Source organism: Streptomyces sp. NPDC028289, from assembly GCF_055565975.1.
The window spans coordinates 679,499-696,657 of record NZ_JBVHTI010000002.1; the positions used below are offsets into that span (position 1 = coordinate 679,499).

Below are 17,159 nucleotides of genomic sequence, written 5' to 3' on the forward strand. Positions count from 1 at the left end.
TGGGCCCGCCCAAGGGGCCCCGCCCCCCGGGGGGGGGGCCGGGGGGGGGGCCGGGGCCCCCCCCCCCCCCGGCGCCCCCCCGGGGGGGGGGGGGGGGGGGCGCCCCCCGGCCCCGGGGCGGGGGCCCCGCCGCCGTCTGCAGGCGCTCCGGCAGCAGCGCCATCGCGCCGCCGCCGGTCGCACCGATCAGCCGTAGATCCGGGTACTTGTCCAGCCACCCCGCGAAGGCGATCATGGCCATGCCCATGGTGACGTCGCCGAACCGGCCGATCTGCTCGACGAAGCCGATCTCGTCGACCCGTTCCGTGCCGACCGGTTCAGCGGGGGCGTGCACCAGGACGGGTACGCCCGCCTCCGCGGCCAGCGCGAAGAAGGAGTCGGCGCGCGGGGAGCCGAGCAGCTCCCCGTGGACGCTGGACGTGGTGATCAGGCCGACGAAGGCCGGGTCCTCCAGGGTCTCCCGCACCCCGTCGAGATGATCGTCGTCACCGAACGGGTTGGCGTACACATAGCCGCGCAACCGGTCGGGGAACCTGGCGATCAGCCCCGACATCCAGGCGTGGAAACTGCGCAGCCGGTCTCGTGGTTGCGCGTAGTTGTCCACGCCCGGTACCCGCGCCATCGCTCCGGCGCCGACGGGGCTGCCGATGATGGTGAGGTCGATGCCGGCCTCGGCGCGAGCGGCGAGCATGCCGTCGACGTCGGTCAGGCTCGGGGGCATGGGGAAGCGTTTGGCCGCCTCCGGCGGGGAGAGATGCCCGTGGATGTCGATGATCACGTGTCGCTACCCGGTTTCGGTGTGAGTGCGCGGGTGACCGCGGCACAGTCCTGGTCGCCCAGTCCCTGCTCGGTGGCATTGACGTGGGTCTCTGCCGCGGCGGTCGCCAGCGGCAGACTCAGGCCGACTGCCGCCGCCTGCTTGGTAGCGAGCATGAGGTCTTTCGCCATCAGCCGCAGCCGGAAGTCCGGCTCTTCGAAGCGGCCGGAACCCAGGCGCCTCGACTTGAACGCCATGACCGGAGAGGCGAAACCGCTGCCCGCTATGGTCTTGAGGACCAGCTGCCGGTCGAGGCCGCAGGCGGTCGCCAGTTCGGTGACCTCGGCCAGGGCCTGCACCTCGATGCCCATCAGGAGGTTGAGGCACAGTTTCATCCGCATGCCGGAACCGAGTGCGCCCAGATGGACGACCTCCTTGCCCAGCGCCTCCAACAGCGGGCGGCAGGCGTCGAACGCCGGCTCCTCGCCTCCGACGAAGAGCCGGAGCTCGCCGTCACGGGCGTGGTCGCGGTTGCCGAGCATGCCCACGTCCACGACCGAGGGGATGTCCCCGGCGATCTGGATGACCTCGTCGGGGGAGACGGTGCTGGCGCAGATGAGGACCCCGGGGTAGGGGCCCTTGGACAGGACGCCGTCGGGTCCGCGCAGCACGGAGCCGAGGGCTTCGCCGTCGGCGACGACGCAGAGGGCAGCGCTCGTGCCCTCGACGGCGTCGGCCGGGTGTGCGGCGACGAAGGCGCCTGCCTCGGCAAGCGGTTCGGCCCGCTCCACGGTACGGTTCCAGACCCGGACCGGTATTCCCCGGTCGAGGAGACGGGTGGCCAGGCCGGTGCCCATCGTGCCGAGCCCGAGTACGGCGACGGGGCCGTTGGCGGTGCGCGTCATGACGTCACCCCCTTGGTCTCCTTGACGACCCGGAACCGCAGCGACTGCGTCGAGTCGACCCACTCGCGCAGCGGAGCCACCAGTGCGCGGTGCTCCGCGCTCTGCTGCCAGGCGAAGAAGTGCTCGGCCGTCTGCCACTCGCTGGTGATGACCCACTGCCGGGAGTCGTCCACGGGTGCTCCCAGCCTCTCGACGATGTGGCCGGGGGTCCGGGCGACGGACTTGCGGAGCTGGTCGTACAGATCCAGGAATCCCTGCTCGCCGCCCTCGATCACTCGGACCGTGAAGACGACGCTCAGCTTGTCGGCCGGCCGGCCGTTGTTCCTCGTGCCCATGTCTCCTCCTGAGGGTGAGATCCGGCAGGACACGACTCCAACGGCCTCATGTCCCCCGTGCGGACGCAACTCCGAATGGGGGACGGGCCAGTGGGGACAAGGGGATAACGGACCGTGATTACTCTTTCCGGGTGAGTGACGAGGCGCTGTGTGCCGCCGGCCGCCGGGCGCGGATGGCCGCGCTCGAAATGGATGGACCAGTGGGGAAGCGCTAGCTCCCACGCGTGGAGTGAAGCGGTGTCAGCCGGTCGCGCTGCCCGAGACCCATTCCGTCCACGGCATGTTCCAGTCGCTGAGGCCGTTGTCCGGGGCCAGGGCGGTCTTGTCCGCGGAGTTCTTGACGATCACGACGTCACCGATCATCGAGTTGTCGAAGAACCACGCGGCGGGCTGCTTGCCGTCACTGCCGCCCTTGACGTCGTTGAGACCCACGCAGCCGTGGCTGGTGTTGATCTTGCCGAAGATCGAGTCGGCACCCCAGTAGTTGCCGTGGATGAACGTGCCCGAGGCGGTCAGGCGCATGGCGTGCGGTACGTCGTCGATGTCGTACGCGGGCTTGCCGTCCTTCATGAGGCCGACGGTCGCACCGTTCATGTGGGTCTGCCCGAACTTCTCGGAGATGACCATCCGACCGTTGTACGTCGGGTGCTCGGGGCTGCCGGACGAGATCGGGACGGTCTTGATCGTCTTGCCGTCCCGTACGACGGTCATCTGCCTGGTCCTGGCGTCCACGGTGCTGATCTGGCTCCGGCCGATGGTGAACGTGACCGTCTTCTGGACGCCGTGGCGGGTGAGCTTGACGGTGACGGTGGAGCCGGGCTTCCAGTAGCTCTCGGGGCGGAAGTCCAGGCGGGCGTCGTTGAGCCAGTGACCGACGACCTGCTGCCCGCTGCTGGAGCTGACCTGGATCTCCGACTCCACGGCGGCCTTGTCGCCGATCGCCTTGTCGAAGCTGACCGTCACCGGCATGCCCACGCCGACGGTCGAGCCGTCCTCGGGGGAGAGGTGCCCGACGAAGTCGTTGGCCGGGGAGACCGTGGTGATCGTGGCGTTCCCGGTGGCGGAGCGGCCCTTGGCGTCCTCGGCCTCTGCGGCGACCTGGTACCTGGTGGCCCGCTCCAGCGGGCCGTTCGGCTTCCAGGACGTGCCGTCCGCGGACAGGGTGCCCGGAATCTCGGTACCGGTCGCGACGGCTGTCATGGTCACCTTGGTGAGCTTCCCGTCGCTGACGGTGACTTTGACGGGGCCGTTGATTCCGACGCCGTAGGCGCCCTGCCCGGGCGTGATCCTTATTCGGGCGTCGGAAGCGTCCTGGGCGGCCGCCCGATCTACCTGTGCCTGCGGTTTCGGGTGAGTCCCGGTGTCGTTGCCGCTGGTGGCAGCGTTGCTGGTGCCGCCGAGGGCCGTGAGCGCGAGTATGCCGCCCAGTACGCCGGCCGTAGCCATCAGCCCGGTGGTTCGCTTACGTACCGTGATCAAACGCTTCTCCCGTGACGCCGGTCGTTGAATCCCTGGAGCTGGTTACCGGCAGAGTGCAACCAGCTTTGAAGAACTACTTTTATGGATTCATACGCCCTGAAGATAGGAATTGTGGCGAATTCCACGCGTTGCGAGAGCGTTGTCGGAGCGTTTGCAGGCATCCCCGCGCTGGCTGATCCCCAGCACGAACCGGGCCGGGTCGAACCGGCCGCCGTGACACCCTCCTCCTCCAGGGCGCCGCCCACCCTGTCCCCGGCGCCGTCGCCTGACGGTGCGGTGCGCGACGGAGCCGGCGTGAGCCGAGGCGAGTGGTCTCGTCAGGACCGGTGATCGGTGATCGGTGCGGGCAGTGGGTGCGGCGGGCGACTGTTCGCGATGCCCTGACGGGGCCGACGGCCCGACGGGCGTCGCAGAACGGTTACGCCGTCCCGTACGACATCTCTGGACGCCCCGCTCGGTCGGCAAGCCGACCGGTTCGCGGGCGGAGAGGCTGTCCGTCGACTCCGCAATGAGCCGGTACGTGGCGGTCTCGGTTGCCTGTCGCGGCGGCGGCGACCGGGCCGTCCCTCCGAAGACTCTGTACACCGCACGACGACGCGAGTTCAGAGGCTGAAGAGGCCGGGGTTCTCACGGACGTAGTCGGCCACCCCCGACGGAGGCCGCCCGGTGACCTGCTCGACGCCGTCCGCCTTGCGGTCGTACCGGTCCTCCGCGTGAAGGCGGGCCATGGTGGAGATGTGCTGGAAGGTGTGCTCCGGCAGTCCCAGCGGTCTGAGACAGTCGTCGATCCATTCCTGCAGGGGGACGTCGGTGTAACCGACCGGTCGTCCCAGGGCTGCGGAAACCTCTGCCGCCATGGCGGCGACGTCCTGCGAGCGAGGGCCGGTCAGCTCGTAGGTTCGGCCGATGTGCGGGGCCGGATCGGCCAGGATCTCCTCCACGACCGCGGCGACGTCCCTGGCCGCCACCGGGGAGGTTTTCGCCCGGCCGAACGGCAGTCTGATGCTTCCGTTCTTCGCGATCGAGGCGAAGCCCACCCGGAACAGCGGGTTTTCCATGAACACGGTGGGCCTGACCTCGACGACGGGCAGGCCGGACCAGCCGAGGACCTGCTCCACCAGCCAGTGCTGCCGCTGCTGCACGGACTCGGAGGTGCTGGTGAGGTCCATCTCGGAGACAGTGAGCTGCGACATGTTCACGAAGACTTCCAAGCGGCCGTACTCGCGTGCGACGGCCGCTGCCGTCACGGCAGCCTCCAGATACTGCGCCGACACACCCATGCCGAAGTACACACGTCCACAGCCGGCCAGGGCGTCGGCGACGTCGCCGGTGCGCGTCAGGTCTCCGACGACGACCTCGCAGCCCGTCGCGCGCAGCGTCTCCGCCCGTTCGTCCTCGCGATGCACCATGGCCCGGACGGGCAGGCCCCGTTGCCGAAGGCCTTCGGCCACGGATCGTCCGACGGCACCGGTGCTGCCCGCCGCGCCCGTCACCAGTATGGGCAGCACACTGGCTTGCGGGACGCCCTCCATACCAGCAGCCTGTGGTGCACCCTGCCGGAGCGCAACCGGAGCCCGACGAGCCGGGGGCGACAGCAGGCGGAAGCCGGAGCAGACACGATCGCCAGCCCCCCGCTCGCCCTCCTGGTAGCGTCCTGCGGTGATCACTCTGGGGGAACCTGCGTTCTTCACCCGCCTGCGCGCTGCGCGACGGGTGCTCGTCGCCGGTGCGGGCGGCGGCTTCGACGTGTACGCCGGGCTGCCGCTCGCGCTCGCGCTGCGGTCGGCGGGCAAGGAGGTGCACCTCGCGAACCTGTCCTTCGCCGACCTGTACGGCCTGGACCTCGATGTGTGGGTGGACCAGGACGTCGCGGCGGTCGGGCCCGACACCCCGCTGCGCGGCGACTACTTCCCCGAGCGGACGCTCGCCCGGTGGCTCGCGGCCCAGGACATGCCGTCGACCGTGTACGCGTTCCCGAGCATCGGGGTCGTCCCGCTGCGGGCGGCCTACCGGACGCTGATCACGCATCTCGGCGGTGTCGACGCGGTCGTGCTGGTGGACGGCGGCACCGACATCCTGATGCGCGGCGACGAACACGGTCTCGGTACTCCGGAGGAGGACATGGCGAGCCTGGCCGCCGTGAGCGGGCTCGACGAGGTCCCGCACCGGCTGGTGGCCTGCCTCGGCTTCGGGGTGGACGCCTATCACGGCGTGAACCACTCGCTCGTACTGGAGAACCTGGCCGCCCTGGACCGGGACGGCGCCTACCTCGGGGCGTTCTCGCTGCTCGGGGCGGCACGGGAGGGTGCGCTCTATCTCGACGCGGTGGCGCACGCCCAGCGCCACACCGCGAGCCGTCCGAGCATCGTGAACGGATCCGTCGCCGCCGCCGTGCGCGGTGACTTCGGCGACGTCCGGTTCACGGAACGGACCAGGGGCGGCGAGTTGTTCGTCAACCCGCTGATGGCGCTGTACTTCTGTGTGGACCTGCCCGGACTGGCCCGCCGCAATCTCTACCTCGGTCTGCTGGAGGGGACTTCGCTGATGCGGCAGGTGAGTTCCGTGATCGAGGAGTTCCGCACCACGCTGCCCCGTCAGCGTCCGCCGCGGGCGTTCCCGCACTGAGCCTTCCTCATGCTCAGTCGATACAGAATTCGTTGCCCTCGATGTCCAGCATGGGGATGCACGACTCGTTCTCCCCGTCGGCATACAGCGTCTGCACATGGGTCGCACCGAGCGCGACCAGACGTGCGCACTCGGCTTCGAGGGTGGCGAGACGCTCGTCCCCCACGAGCCCGGTGCCGACCCGGACGTCCAGATGCACCCGGTTCTTGACGGTCTTGCCTTCGGGCACGCGCTGGAAGTACAGGCGCGGGCCCACACCTGTGGGATCACTGCAGGCGAACCACGAACCCCGCTTCTCGGGGGGCAGCGTGCGGTTGAAATCCTCCCAGGTGGCGAACCCCTCCGGCGGCGGCGGTGCGACGTACCCCAACACCTCGCACCAGAAGCGGGCGACGCGCTCGGGTTCTGCGCAGTCGAAGGTGACCTGGAACTTCTTGATCGCTGGCATCGGCGCACCGTACCGCGTACCAGGGGGACCCTGCCGCTCATTTCCCCGAGCGAAGTGCGTCATGATGCGTCGCCGAGCACGGCGAGGGCCGCGGTCAGAGCGAGGGCCGCGAAGGCGCACAGCAGAAGGACGGTGGCGACACCGCTCCAGAAGTACTTTCGGCGGGCGACGTGCGCATTGGCCCAGATCTGTTCGGCGACGGCGACGGTCAGTGCCCTGTCGTCGGCCAGGAGGCGCGCCAGCGCCTCGGGGTAGCCGTCCTCGGGGGAACGGTAGGCGTGGGCCACGTGTTCGAAGAACAGCAGGTTGGGCGGTTGCCCGATGTTCTTCCTCCGCGGGCGCAGGACCATGGCGGTGGCGGTCGCCGAGCCTGCGGTCAGCAGAGCGCACAGGGACGCGGCGAGGGCGAAGGGGAGGTCGTGCAGGCGCGCGGTGGTGACCAGGCTGTACACGATGCCGCCGATGACTCCCGCCGCGGTGAGCGTCACCGCCGCCTTCGCTTCGGCGTGTTTGATCCAGTCGGTGACGGTCTGGAGCGTTCGCCAGGCGTTGTCCACCGCGGATGCCTGCGGCGGCGGTATCTGCGGTGGGGACGTGTGCCGACGGCGTGGTCCGAGCACCGTACTGCTCCCTTCGTTCCTCGGTGATGCTTGCGGCGTCAGGCGGGAAGCCACAGCCACGCGTGTGCCTGGTACTCCTTGAACTCGACCAGCACACGCCGGAACTCCTGCGGGTCCAGCCCCGGATGGCCCTCCCCGACGACGTACTCGTGGAGCGGTTCGGAGACCAGGGCCGCGTAGTCGACCTGCGAGTTGTCCCGGAGGGCGGTGCGCAGCACCGCGCTGTCGAGCATGCGGCTGACCTTGACGATGGTGCTGCCCGAGTAGCCGAGGGCGGCGATCCCGACCGGTCCCACGACGGTGGCGAGGCGCAGGCGCATCCGGTCGCGGAAGCGGCGGTTGTCGGCGGCGAGTCGGTCCTGCCAGGAACGGAGTACGTGGGGAAGCGCCCGGTGCAGTTCCGCCCCGGCCGGGAGGAAGACGTTCATCCCGTCCCCCGTCCCCTGGTGGTCGGTCTCCTCCAGGGCGATGTCCAGGCCTTCGAGGACCTGCCGGACGACGAGGGCGAGCCGGACCTGCAGGTCGCTCTGTTCCGGGGCGGTGCGGCGACTGTATCCCTCGATGTCCACGGCGAACCCCATGCGGAGCCTGACGGGCTCCGGGACGCCGCCGGCCGGCGGGCGGGCAGAACGGGGTGCGTCCGCCGCCGCGGACGAGCGGACGGCTCCGCCGCCCGAGCGGATGGCACCGCCGCCCGGCTGAGACGGGTTCCGTCGGGTCCCGCCGTCGGTCGCAGGGCCCGCCGCGTCGGCCGCGGGGCCGAGCAGGCGGCGCAGATCCTCGGCGCGCTGCCGGGCGCTCGTCAGGTAGTCGGCGTCGTTGCCGAGTTGGCGGGGGAGCCACTCGGCGAGCTCCCGGTCGGTGGGGAAGAGGGCGGACTGGGCCTTGGCCATGTTGTCGACGGCTATGCGCACGGTGTGCAGCATGTCCCGCACATCGGCGTGCACCAGAGCGAGACGAGCCTCGTCGTCGCGCAGCGCACCGAGCTCGGCCGACGCGTCGGCAGGGCGGCGGTGAGACAACTCGGGCAGCTGATCGGTGCGTTCGACGACCTGCCGGATCAGGGTGCCGATCACATCCCCGTCGTCCCGCACCCGGGCCTGGTAGCGCAGCTTCGCCGCGTGCATGGAGTAGCGGCACAGGGGCGGCATGTCGGGCTGTCCCCGGCTCCACGTCCAGGCGCTGAGCTCGGCGTCCTGGTCCTGTGGGGCCAGTACGACGATGCGCCGCCGGGGCCCGGTGTCGTCCGGCGACAGCTCCCAGACGGCGAAGCCCTGCTCGGTGGTCCAGCCCCGCTGCCACCAGTACGGAGCGTTGTCGCCGTCGGGAAGGGCCCGGCGGACCTCGGCCGCCGCGAGGTCGAGCGGCGGGACGTCCGTACCGACGGACTTCGCCTGGTACACCCGCGTCTCGCCCAGCACCGCCTCGGTGCCGTCGGCGGTCAGCCCGGCCCACCACCGGTCGAACTCCACCCAGCCGGGCGGCGACGCCGAACCGATGCGCAGGCGCCTGGAGGCGGCCCCGAGCGGCGCGGCGAGCGCGACCGACAGGTTGACCATGTCGTGCTCGCGCCGCACGACCGCCTGGAAGTCCGCCGTCGGGTGCTCCTGGGCTGCCGCGGGCTTTCCCGGCACGAGGGTTCGGGGGCCGGGCGGCAGCGTGGTCGGCAGCCCCGTGCCGGCGATCGGCTGATCCATGCCGAGCTCGTCCCGGCAGCGCTCCCAGATGCGGCGGATCTGTTCGTACCCCCGGGCGGCCTGTGGTCCGTCGAGCGCCGTGCAGAGGTGGACGACGAGCTCCTGGTCAACGGGAGACCTGGTCGGGTCCGTCGTCATCGCCACCTCCCCCGGTGACGGTGCCGGCACCGTCACCGGCATCCTGCGGCGGCGGGCCGCCGAGCGAGTGGACCAGATGGTTCGCCTGGTCCCGGGTGTGCGGTGGGGCCGGGAGCACCGGGTCGGCACCGATCCTGGTGATCCGCACCGGACCGGACAGCTCGAGTTCGGCGGTGACGTCGCGTACGCCGTCGCCGTCGCCGGCCGCCAGGGCCTCGGCGAGTGCGTCGACAAGAGCTTGCACGCGGTCCCAACGCTGCGGTGGGAGCCTCCATTCGAGCAGATCTCCGAGGATCTCCAGTACGTCGGTCCGCGTCTCGTCGTCGATCGTCTGCCGCCCGGTCACCGATCCCCCTCGACCCCGTACGCTTCACTTAGCGTATCCGTCTCGACACAGATCTATACGGTCGGGACAGCCGTTCCGGTTCCCGCCCGCGGATCCGAACAACGGAACGACGGTGATCGCCGACCCGGGGGAGGGGTATGGGCACGAACACGGGGGAGCCGGACCTGCTCGCCGAGATGGCGGGGCGGCTGAACGGCCTCGTCGCACCGGACGGAGAGGCGCGCGGCGCCGCCCTCGCCTGGTTCTCGTCCGCCAGAGCGGAGCTCTCGGAGCGACTGGAGTCGTCGGCCGGCGCGGGAGACGACGAACGGACCGTCGAACTGGCCCAGCACCTGGTGCACTTCCTGATCGCCGTACAGGACTGGGCTGCCCTGGAGGCGACCGGACGTCTCGGCGTGGCGGGCGCGGTGCGGCTCGGAGCCGACCGGGTGCGTATGGACCTGCTCCAGAGCCTGGGAGTCGCGCTCCAGCATCAGGGACGGGACGCCGACGCCGAGCGGCAGTTCCAGGAGGTCGCCGACCTCGCCGCCGACCTGGACGACCAGCCGGTCCGGGCCTCGGCCCTGGCCCACCTCGGGCAACTTCACCACCGGCGTGGTGACCTGGCCCAGGCCGCGGCCCTGCTGCAGCAGGCGGCGCTGGCCTACCGCAACGCCCGCCATCCGCGCGGCGAGGCGCGGACGTCGGGCGATCTGGCTCCGCTGCTGCACGCGCTCGGCGATCCAGACCAGGCGGCCGACTACTCGGCCCGGGCCCGGCGCCTCTTCCACGACCTGGGCGACCGGCTGAACGAGGCACGCTCCCTGCGGCTGATCGCGGCGGCCCAGGCCGAGGCGGGGGCGGACGAGGAGGCACTGCGCACTCTCCAGGCCGCTGTCGGGATGTTCGACGCCGACGGCGCCGCCCCCGACGCGGCGGAGGCACTGCACACCGCCGCACGCCTGCACGTGCGGCGCGGAGACACGCCGGCCGCGCGGGCCGCCGCACACGAAGCCCTGGACAGGGCCCGCGCCACCGGCGCGCCCGCCCCCGAGCTGGAGCAGTTGAACGCCGTCCTGGAGGCGGAGGAAGCCCTGGCCGTTCTGCTCACCGCCGCGACGAAGGAGGAGCGGGACGCGGCCGTCGCCGGTCATCCAGCGCTGTGCGGCGGGCTGGCGTTGCAGATGCTCGTCAACCGGCGGGACGCGGTCGGCCCGGCTCCGGGCGCGACGGGCGGGCGGACCGGAGCAGACGGACTGGACGCGGCGCTGGACCACCTCGCGGCACTCCCTGACGGCGCCCTGGCCGAGTGGCACCGGATCGACTGGGCGGAGGTATGCGCAGTCGCGGGGGACGACGCCGACCGACTGCCACCCGACCTGCCCGGACTGCTGCGGCTCAGGCTGCTCACGGACCGGCCCGACCGGCGCGGTGCCCTGCTCGCCGAGGCGCTCGCCGTCGTCCCCGCCGACCGCCATCCAGGAGTACACGGTCTCCTCCTCGCCGAACTCGCCCAGCTGTACGCCACGGGCTCCGGCGGCGACCCAGAGAGCCACGACCACGCGATCCGGCTCGCCGAGGAGGCGACCCGTCTGCTGAACCGGCCGGAGAGCCGGGACAAGTGGGCGACGATGCAGGCCTTCCTGGGATCGGTCTGGCGCTCCCGCCCGCGCGGGAACAAGGCCGACAACGTCGCCCGGGCCCAGCGTGCCCTCCGTGCCGCCCTCACCCACTTCCGCCGGTCCACCAGCCCCGTGGAGTGGGCGGCGACCGTCGCCAACCTGGCGAACGCCTACTGGGAATGCCCGGACGACCGGACCCGTAACCTGCGCCGGGCGCTGCACCGTCACATGGCGGCCCTGACCGTGTTCAACCGCGAGGAACACCCGGACCGTTGGGCCATCGCGCAGAGCAACATCGGCCTCGTCCTGTCCGAACCGGCGCTCGCCGCGGACCCCGACGCCCTGGAACTCGGCCGACGCCACCTCGAACAGGCGGTGCGGGCGCCGGAACTGAGGGGCCGTGCCCGCGCCCACGCGCTCGTCAACCTCAGCCGCTGCTACCGGATGCGGCTCCAGGGCGACCACGACGCCAACCAGAGCACGGCCCTGCACCACGCGCAGGAGGCCTTCGCACTCTACGAGGAGCTGCGGCTCCCCTTGGACATGGCGAACGCCGCCACCGCCATCGCGGACGCCCTGGCCAACACCGCGGTCCGGAGCGGCACGGCCGCCCTCGACGAGGCGGTGAGGTGGTACCGGCGCGGCCTCGAACTGGCCCCCGCGGCCGAGGACCCCCTCATGCACGCCGCCATCGCGGACAACCTGGCCAACACCCTCGTCCAGCGCCGCGAGGTCACGGCCGAGGACCTCGGCACCGCGATCGAACTGCACACGACGGCGCTGGAGACGTACGAAGCGCACGGCGACCGCCACGAGGCGGCACGCGCCCGGTACAACCTGGCAGCCACCCTGCGCCGCGGGGACCGGCCCGACTCCGAACGTGCCGTCCGGCTCCTGGAAAGCAGTCTCGAGACACGCACGCCGGACACGGTGCCCCTGGAGTGGGCCGAGTCCGCCACCGAGCTGGCCAGGGCCTGGCTGACGTCACTCGGTCCCCGGGACAGGGGCGACCGGGTCGCCAAGGCGGTGCGGCTCCTCACCGAGGTCGTGTCCGTCGTGTCCCCGGCGACCGCCCCCGATCACGCCCGGCGTGCCTGGGGACTGCTGGGCGACGCGCACGCCGAGTCCGGGGCCTGGTACGCGGCGGCCGACGCCTACGAGCGGGCGCTGGAGGCGGCTGAGAGCCTCTACCGGATCACCGTGCTGCCCGGCGGCAAGGAGGCGGAAATCGTCCAGACCGCCGACCTTCCCAGGGAGGCCGCCCATGCCCTGGTGCGCGCCGGCCGCCCGGAGCGCGCGGTGGCCGTCCTGGAACAGAGCCGGGCCCGGGACCTGGGCGACAGGCTGCAGCGCGACCGCGTCGGACTGGAGGTCCTGGCCCGCGAACACCCGGACGCCGTGGCCGGTTTCCGCTCAGCCGTGCAGCGCGTCCGGACCGTGGAGGCTCGTCAGCGCGCCGACCGGGACCCGCGGGAGTCCGGCACCCCGCGCCGCCTGCGCGCCGCGATGACGGACGCTCAGGCGCAGCTCACCGCCGCCACCGAAGCCATCCGGGCCCTGCCCGGCCGCCACGACTTCCTGCGTTCGGCACCGATGACGGCCGTGCGCCGGGCCGTGACCGACGGACCACCGCTGGTCTACCTCATCACGGCACGACACGGCAGCGTGGCCCTGCTCGTCCAGGCGGCGCCGGAGGAACCCGGGATCCGCATCGACGTCGTACAGGCGCCGCTGACCGAACCGGAATTGCTCGTCGCGCTCGGGGCACACCCGTCGCTGGAGGAGGACGAGCACCTCCTGCCGCTGCTCGACCTGCTGGGCGCCCGGCTGTTGGCTCCGCTCGCCAGGCGGCTGCGCTCCCTGGACGTGAACCGTGCCGTCCTGGTGACCACCGGCGTCCTCGGCGTCCTGCCCGTTCACGCCGCCCGCATCCCGGTGGAAGGCACGACGCGCTGCCTGTTCGACGACGTCGCCGTGTCGTACACGCCCTCCGCGCGCGTGCTCATCGCCGCCCGGGCCACGAGCACGGAGCCCCCGCACGGCAGGGCCCGGCTGCTGGGAGTCGCCGAGCCCCACCCGTGCGACCCGCCCCTTCCCTGGGCCGGATCCGAACTCGGCGCGGTGCGCGGGCTGTTCACCGAGCCCGGTGCGGCCCTGACCGGGGCCGACGCCACCCGGGAGAACCTGCTTCGGGCACTGCCGGCCGCGACCCATCTGCACTTCGCCGGGCACGGCTACTACGACGCGGCCGACCCGGTCGCGTCCTGTCTTGAGCTCGCCGACGGCGACCGGCTCACCCTTCGTGAACTACTGGACGGCCAGGCCCTCGCCGGCATCCGGCTCGTCGTGGCCTCCGCCTGCCGGACGGCGGTGACCGACATGGCGCGACTGCCCGACGAGGGCATCGGCCTGCCGGGCGGACTGGTGCAGTCCGGAGCAGCCGGCGTCGTCGGAAGCCTGTGGGAGGTCAACGACCGCTCCACGGCGCTCCTGATCGCCAGGTTCTACGCCTGCCACCTGCTGGGCGACCCGGAACAGGACGAGCCGCCGATGCCGCCCGCGGCGGCACTGGCCCGGGCCCAGGCCTGGCTGCGGGACGCCGACACGGCCGAACTCAACCGGTTCGCCGCGTCCGTGGGCCTGCGCCGGACCCGCGCCACGTACACCGAGCGGCCTTCGCACTGGGCGGCTTTCGTCCTGGTCGGCGAGGGCTGACCGCCCGCCGCTGCAGGACCGGTACGTCCGGGCCACCATGGGGTTGGCGAGGGGCGCGGGCCGGGTATGCGTACCGGGCGAACAGCGGGGTCCACAGCGCGCCATGTGCGAGGACTGCGTACGGGGACGTCGCGACGAGGGGCGGGGCGCGGTGACACGGGACGAGCTGAGCGCGATGGTGGCGGAACGGCTGCGCAGAGTGGCCGAGTCCCGGGATCTCGCCCCCGTCCTGGAGCCCGGCGCACAGGACGAGGCCCTCCGGCTGGCCGCCCTGCTGGACCCGCACGGCTACGACAACGAGAACGGCGGCACCGGCGGCCCCGAGGAGGGCCGGAAGGCCGCGCTCACCGCCCGTTACCGCCTCGGTTGGCTCCACTGGTACCGCTACCGTGCCCTGCCCGACGACCGGCCTGCGGAAGAGCGGGAACTCGACGCCGCCGCGGTCATGTTCACCCCCTGCCTGCTCGCCGGCGTGACCTCTCTCCCCGACCCGCTCCGCCCGCTGCTGATCCATCGGGCGATCGTGGAGGCCACGGCCCTGCTGGAGCAGGTCCTCCGCTCCGCCGACCCCGGCCTTCCCGATCGGGCCGTCCGTCGGTGGCGCCGTATCCTCGACGTGGCCCCGGGTGACCATCCCGACCGGGACGTCATGCTGACCAACCTGGCGACCGCCCTCCTGCAGCGCTTCGGCACCCAGGCAGACCCGGAAGATCTGGACGCCGCCGTCGACGCGGCGTGGGAGGCGGTCCGTCTCACCCCGGCCGGCCATCCCGCTCTCGCCCGCCGTCACTCCAACCTCGGACAGGCGCTCCGCAAACGGTACGAGCACGGCGGCCGGCCGGCAGACCTGGAAGACGCGATCCAGGCCGCCGAAGAGGCCGTCGCCCGCACCCCCGAAGGGCACCCCGACCGCCCCGCCGTACTCACCAACCTCGGCATCGCCCAGGCCGTCCGCTTCGGCAGGGACGGTATGGCCGGGGATCTCGACGAGGCGGTCCGTACGGCCAGAGCGGCCGTGGACCGTGCCCCCCTCGACCACCCCGACCGGGCCACCATGCTCAACGGTCTCGTCGTCGCGCTCCGCCGACGAGCCGGGCGCGGGGAGACGGACGCCCGGGAGAGGGATGTGCACGACGCCGTCGACGCCGCGAAAGAGGCGGTTCGGCTCACCCCGGCGGACGACCCCGAACGTGCCGGGTTCCTGTCCAACCTCGGCCTCGTGCTGCGGACACGGTACGAACTCTTCCAGGAAGGGGACCGGGAAGGACGACGCGAGGAGGACGGGGAGGGGGACGCGGAGCGCCGGGAACGCGGCGCGGAGTACATCGACGAGTCGATCGAGGCGAGCCGGGAAGCCCTGACCCGCACGCCCTCCGATCACGCCGAGCGGGCCGCCCGGCTGTCCAATCTCGGTCTGGCGCTGCGGAAGCGGTACGAGGGGCGCGGTGATCTCACCGACCTGGACGAGGCCATCGAGAAAGGCAGGGACGCCGTCGGCCTGCTGTCCCCGGACCACCCCGACACGGCCGGGGTCTCCTCCAATCTCGGCCTCGCGCTCCGTCTCCGCCATCTGAGGACGCGGCAGGACAGCGGCCCCGGGGACAGCGCGGCGGACGGCACGGAGACGGCGACGGGTCCCGCGGACACGGCCGGTACGACGGCGGACGAGGACCTCCGCGAAGCCGTCTCGGTCTTCACCGACGCCGCCCGGACGGAGACAGCGGCACCCTCGCTGCGCGTCTACGCCGCTCGCAGCGCGGCCGACCTGACCGTGCCCGCCGATCCCGGGCGCGCCGCCGAACTGCTGGAACTCGCCGTCCGCCTGCTTCCTCAAGTGGCCCCCGGGCAGCAGGAGCGAGGCGATCAGCAGTACGAACTCGGCCGTACGGCCGGGCTGGCGGGCGAAGCAGCCTCACTCGCTCTGGCCGGGGGCGGCACAGGGGAAGAGAGAGAACGGGCCGTGCGGGCGCTGCGGTTGCTGGAGGCCGGCCGGGCGGTCCTCCTCGGTCAGGCCCTCGACGTGCGGGGCGACCTGAGCGAACTCCGTGAGCGACATGCGGACCTGGCGGAGCGGTTCATCCGGCTGCGAGCCCTGCTGGACGGACAGTCCGGTGCCCCGGCCGACCGCCGCCGGTGGGCGGCCGGTCTCACCGATCTCCTCGCCGGTATCCGCGAGTTGGACGGCTTCGCCTCGTTCGCCCGTCCTCCCGCCCTCTCCGACCTCCTCGACGAGGCCCGGGAGGGTGCGGTCGTGGCCTTCGCCGTCAGCCGCTATCGCAGCGACGCCCTGCTGCTCCACGGGACGGACGTCACCGCTCTCCCCTTGCCCCGGCTCACCTGGGACGACCTGCTGGAACAGATCCGCCTCTGCCACCGTGCCCTGGCGGTCGCCGGGGACGCGGAGTCGTCCCGGCAGCAGATCCAGGAGGCACAGAAGTCACTGCGAGGTGTCCTGGAATGGCTCTGGGACCGTGCGACAGGGCCGGTCCTGGAGGCGCTGGGCCACACCGCCGAACCGGCGCCCGGCACGCCGTGGCCCCGGGTGTGGTGGGCGACCGGCGGAGTGCTGGGACTGCTGCCGGTGCACGCGGCCGGTCATCACGCCGACCCGCCCGGCGCGGCCTCGGCAGGGGGACGGCGCACGGTCATGGACCGCGTGGTCTCCTCCCACACGCCCACCATCCGGGCGCTGAGCCACGCCCGGCGCCGACGCGAGACACAGCGGGCACGGGCATCGGCGACGGCCGCCAGGACGGCCGGGGCGGCCGGGGCGGGAACGGCCGCGGAGGAGGACCGGTCGCTGATCGTCGCCATGCCCGTCACGCCCGGCGCACCACCGCTGCACAAGGTCCGGCAGGAGGTCGAGAAGGTCAGCAGCCGGCTGCCGCGACCGGTCGTTCTCTCCCCGGACGCGAAGGGGAACGGAAACGCCACCGGAGACCGCCTCCCGACCAGGGACAACGTGATGGCCCACCTGCCCGGCTGCACAGTGGCGCACTTCTCCTGCCACGGCGAGGCCCGCGCCGACGACCCGTCCAGCAGCCGGCTGTTCCTCCTGGACCACGAGACGGCGCCGTTCACAGTCGCCGGACTCGCCCCCCTACGCCTCGATCGGGCTCAGCTGGCCTATCTGTCGGCGTGCCGGACCGCTTTCGGCGGTTCCCCGCAGCTCGCCGACGAGGCGATCCACCTGGTGTCCGCGTTCCAGCTGGCCGGATTTCCGCACGTCGTCGGCACCCAGTGGGAGATCAGCGACGCCAGAGCCGTGCAGATCGCGGACCACTTCTACACGGAGATACGGAACGAAGAAGGTGTCTTCGACAGTGACCGGGCCGCGTTCGCCCTGCACCGGGCGGTACGCAGGCTGCGCGACCGGACACCGCAGGCCCCCTTTCTGTGGGCGGCCTTCGTGCACGCCGGGGCGTGACCGGGCGATGCGGTGGCCGGCCTCCGCACTGGCCCATACGAATGATTCACCGGCGCCTCAGGGTGA

12 protein-coding genes are annotated in these 17,159 nt (G+C 72.1%); 3 read left to right on the plus strand and 9 right to left on the minus strand.

Features of this window, described 5'->3' with window-relative positions; genetic code table 11:
• The 5 genes from ACZ4UV_RS10995 to ACZ4UV_RS11015 form a co-directional block, all read right to left on the minus strand.
• Window positions 1-778: amidohydrolase family protein (locus ACZ4UV_RS10995; protein WP_467837416.1), on the minus strand; the 778-nt coding region annotated here is incomplete at its 3' end.
• Window positions 775-1,662, minus strand: a complete 888-nt coding sequence (locus ACZ4UV_RS11000) for an NAD(P)-dependent oxidoreductase (RefSeq protein WP_451017237.1) — start codon at window positions 1,660-1,662, stop codon at window positions 775-777. The genes ACZ4UV_RS11000 and ACZ4UV_RS10995, both read right to left, overlap by 4 nt.
• Window positions 1,659-1,997: an antibiotic biosynthesis monooxygenase family protein gene (locus ACZ4UV_RS11005; protein WP_123972261.1), complete on the minus strand. Its 339-nt coding sequence runs from the start codon at window positions 1,995-1,997 to the stop codon at window positions 1,659-1,661. Before ACZ4UV_RS11005 ends, ACZ4UV_RS11000 begins: the two co-directional genes overlap by 4 nt.
• 240 nt (window positions 1,998-2,237) lie before the next feature.
• Window positions 2,238-3,443 carry a L,D-transpeptidase gene (locus tag ACZ4UV_RS11010; protein WP_467837418.1) on the minus strand — a complete coding sequence of 402 codons (1,206 nt, stop codon included), beginning with the start codon at window positions 3,441-3,443 and terminating at the stop codon, window positions 2,238-2,240.
• Window positions 3,444-4,078: 635 nt separating this feature from the next.
• Window positions 4,079-5,008, minus strand: a complete 930-nt coding sequence (locus ACZ4UV_RS11015; protein WP_451017239.1) for an NAD(P)H-binding protein — start codon at window positions 5,006-5,008, stop codon at window positions 4,079-4,081.
• Between the two features lie 127 nt (window positions 5,009-5,135).
• On the opposite strand from ACZ4UV_RS11015, the gene ACZ4UV_RS11020 reads away from it, so the two are divergent.
• Window positions 5,136-6,101: a DUF1152 domain-containing protein gene (locus tag ACZ4UV_RS11020; protein WP_451017240.1), complete on the plus strand. Its 966-nt coding sequence runs from the start codon at window positions 5,136-5,138 to the stop codon at window positions 6,099-6,101.
• Between the two features lie 13 nt (window positions 6,102-6,114).
• On the opposite strand, the gene ACZ4UV_RS11025 is transcribed toward ACZ4UV_RS11020, so the two are convergent.
• The 4 genes from ACZ4UV_RS11025 to ACZ4UV_RS11040 are packed head-to-tail and all read right to left on the minus strand — an operon-like array spanning window position 6,115 to window position 9,350.
• On the minus strand, window positions 6,115-6,549 hold the full coding sequence (locus tag ACZ4UV_RS11025) for a VOC family protein (protein ID WP_351500172.1): 435 nt from the start codon (window positions 6,547-6,549) through the stop codon (window positions 6,115-6,117).
• Between the two features lie 59 nt (window positions 6,550-6,608).
• A complete protein-coding gene (locus ACZ4UV_RS11030) occupies window positions 6,609-7,169 on the minus strand; it encodes a Pycsar system effector family protein (RefSeq protein ID WP_467837421.1) in 561 nt (186 codons plus the stop codon).
• Between the two features lie 38 nt (window positions 7,170-7,207).
• Window positions 7,208-9,004, minus strand: a complete 1,797-nt coding sequence (locus ACZ4UV_RS11035; RefSeq protein ID WP_451017243.1) for a CATRA conflict system CASPASE/TPR repeat-associated protein — start codon at window positions 9,002-9,004, stop codon at window positions 7,208-7,210.
• Window positions 8,973-9,350: a CATRA system-associated protein gene (locus tag ACZ4UV_RS11040; protein WP_451017244.1), complete on the minus strand. Its 378-nt coding sequence runs from the start codon at window positions 9,348-9,350 to the stop codon at window positions 8,973-8,975. Before ACZ4UV_RS11040 ends, ACZ4UV_RS11035 begins: the two co-directional genes overlap by 32 nt.
• A 137-nt stretch (window positions 9,351-9,487) precedes the next feature.
• Between ACZ4UV_RS11040 and ACZ4UV_RS11045 the strand changes: the two genes are divergently transcribed.
• Window positions 9,488-13,666, plus strand: a complete 4,179-nt coding sequence (locus ACZ4UV_RS11045; RefSeq protein WP_467837423.1) for a CHAT domain-containing protein — start codon at window positions 9,488-9,490, stop codon at window positions 13,664-13,666.
• Window positions 13,667-13,817: 151 nt separating this feature from the next.
• Entirely contained in the window at window positions 13,818-17,093 is a 3,276-nt protein-coding gene (locus ACZ4UV_RS11050) for a CHAT domain-containing protein (RefSeq protein ID WP_467837425.1), read from the plus strand.
• The last annotated feature ends 66 nt before the right edge of the window (window positions 17,094-17,159 follow it).

What these genes read in the sequence shown, in the direction of transcription:
- ACZ4UV_RS11045 (WP_467837423.1), top strand. Translation starts at nt 9,488, where the DNA reads ATGGGCACGAACACGGGGGAGCCGGACCTGCTCGCCGAGATGGCGGGG.
- ACZ4UV_RS11015 (WP_451017239.1), bottom strand. Translation starts at nt 5,008, where the DNA reads ATGGAGGGCGTCCCGCAAGCCAGTGTGCTGCCCATACTGGTGACGGGC.
- ACZ4UV_RS11000 (WP_451017237.1), bottom strand. Translation starts at nt 1,662, where the DNA reads ATGACGCGCACCGCCAACGGCCCCGTCGCCGTACTCGGGCTCGGCACG.
- ACZ4UV_RS11005 (WP_123972261.1), bottom strand. Translation starts at nt 1,997, where the DNA reads ATGGGCACGAGGAACAACGGCCGGCCGGCCGACAAGCTGAGCGTCGTC.
- ACZ4UV_RS11035 (WP_451017243.1), bottom strand. Translation starts at nt 9,004, where the DNA reads ATGACGACGGACCCGACCAGGTCTCCCGTTGACCAGGAGCTCGTCGTC.
- ACZ4UV_RS11025 (WP_351500172.1), bottom strand. Translation starts at nt 6,549, where the DNA reads ATGCCAGCGATCAAGAAGTTCCAGGTCACCTTCGACTGCGCAGAACCC.
- ACZ4UV_RS11010 (WP_467837418.1), bottom strand. Translation starts at nt 3,443, where the DNA reads ATGGCTACGGCCGGCGTACTGGGCGGCATACTCGCGCTCACGGCCCTC.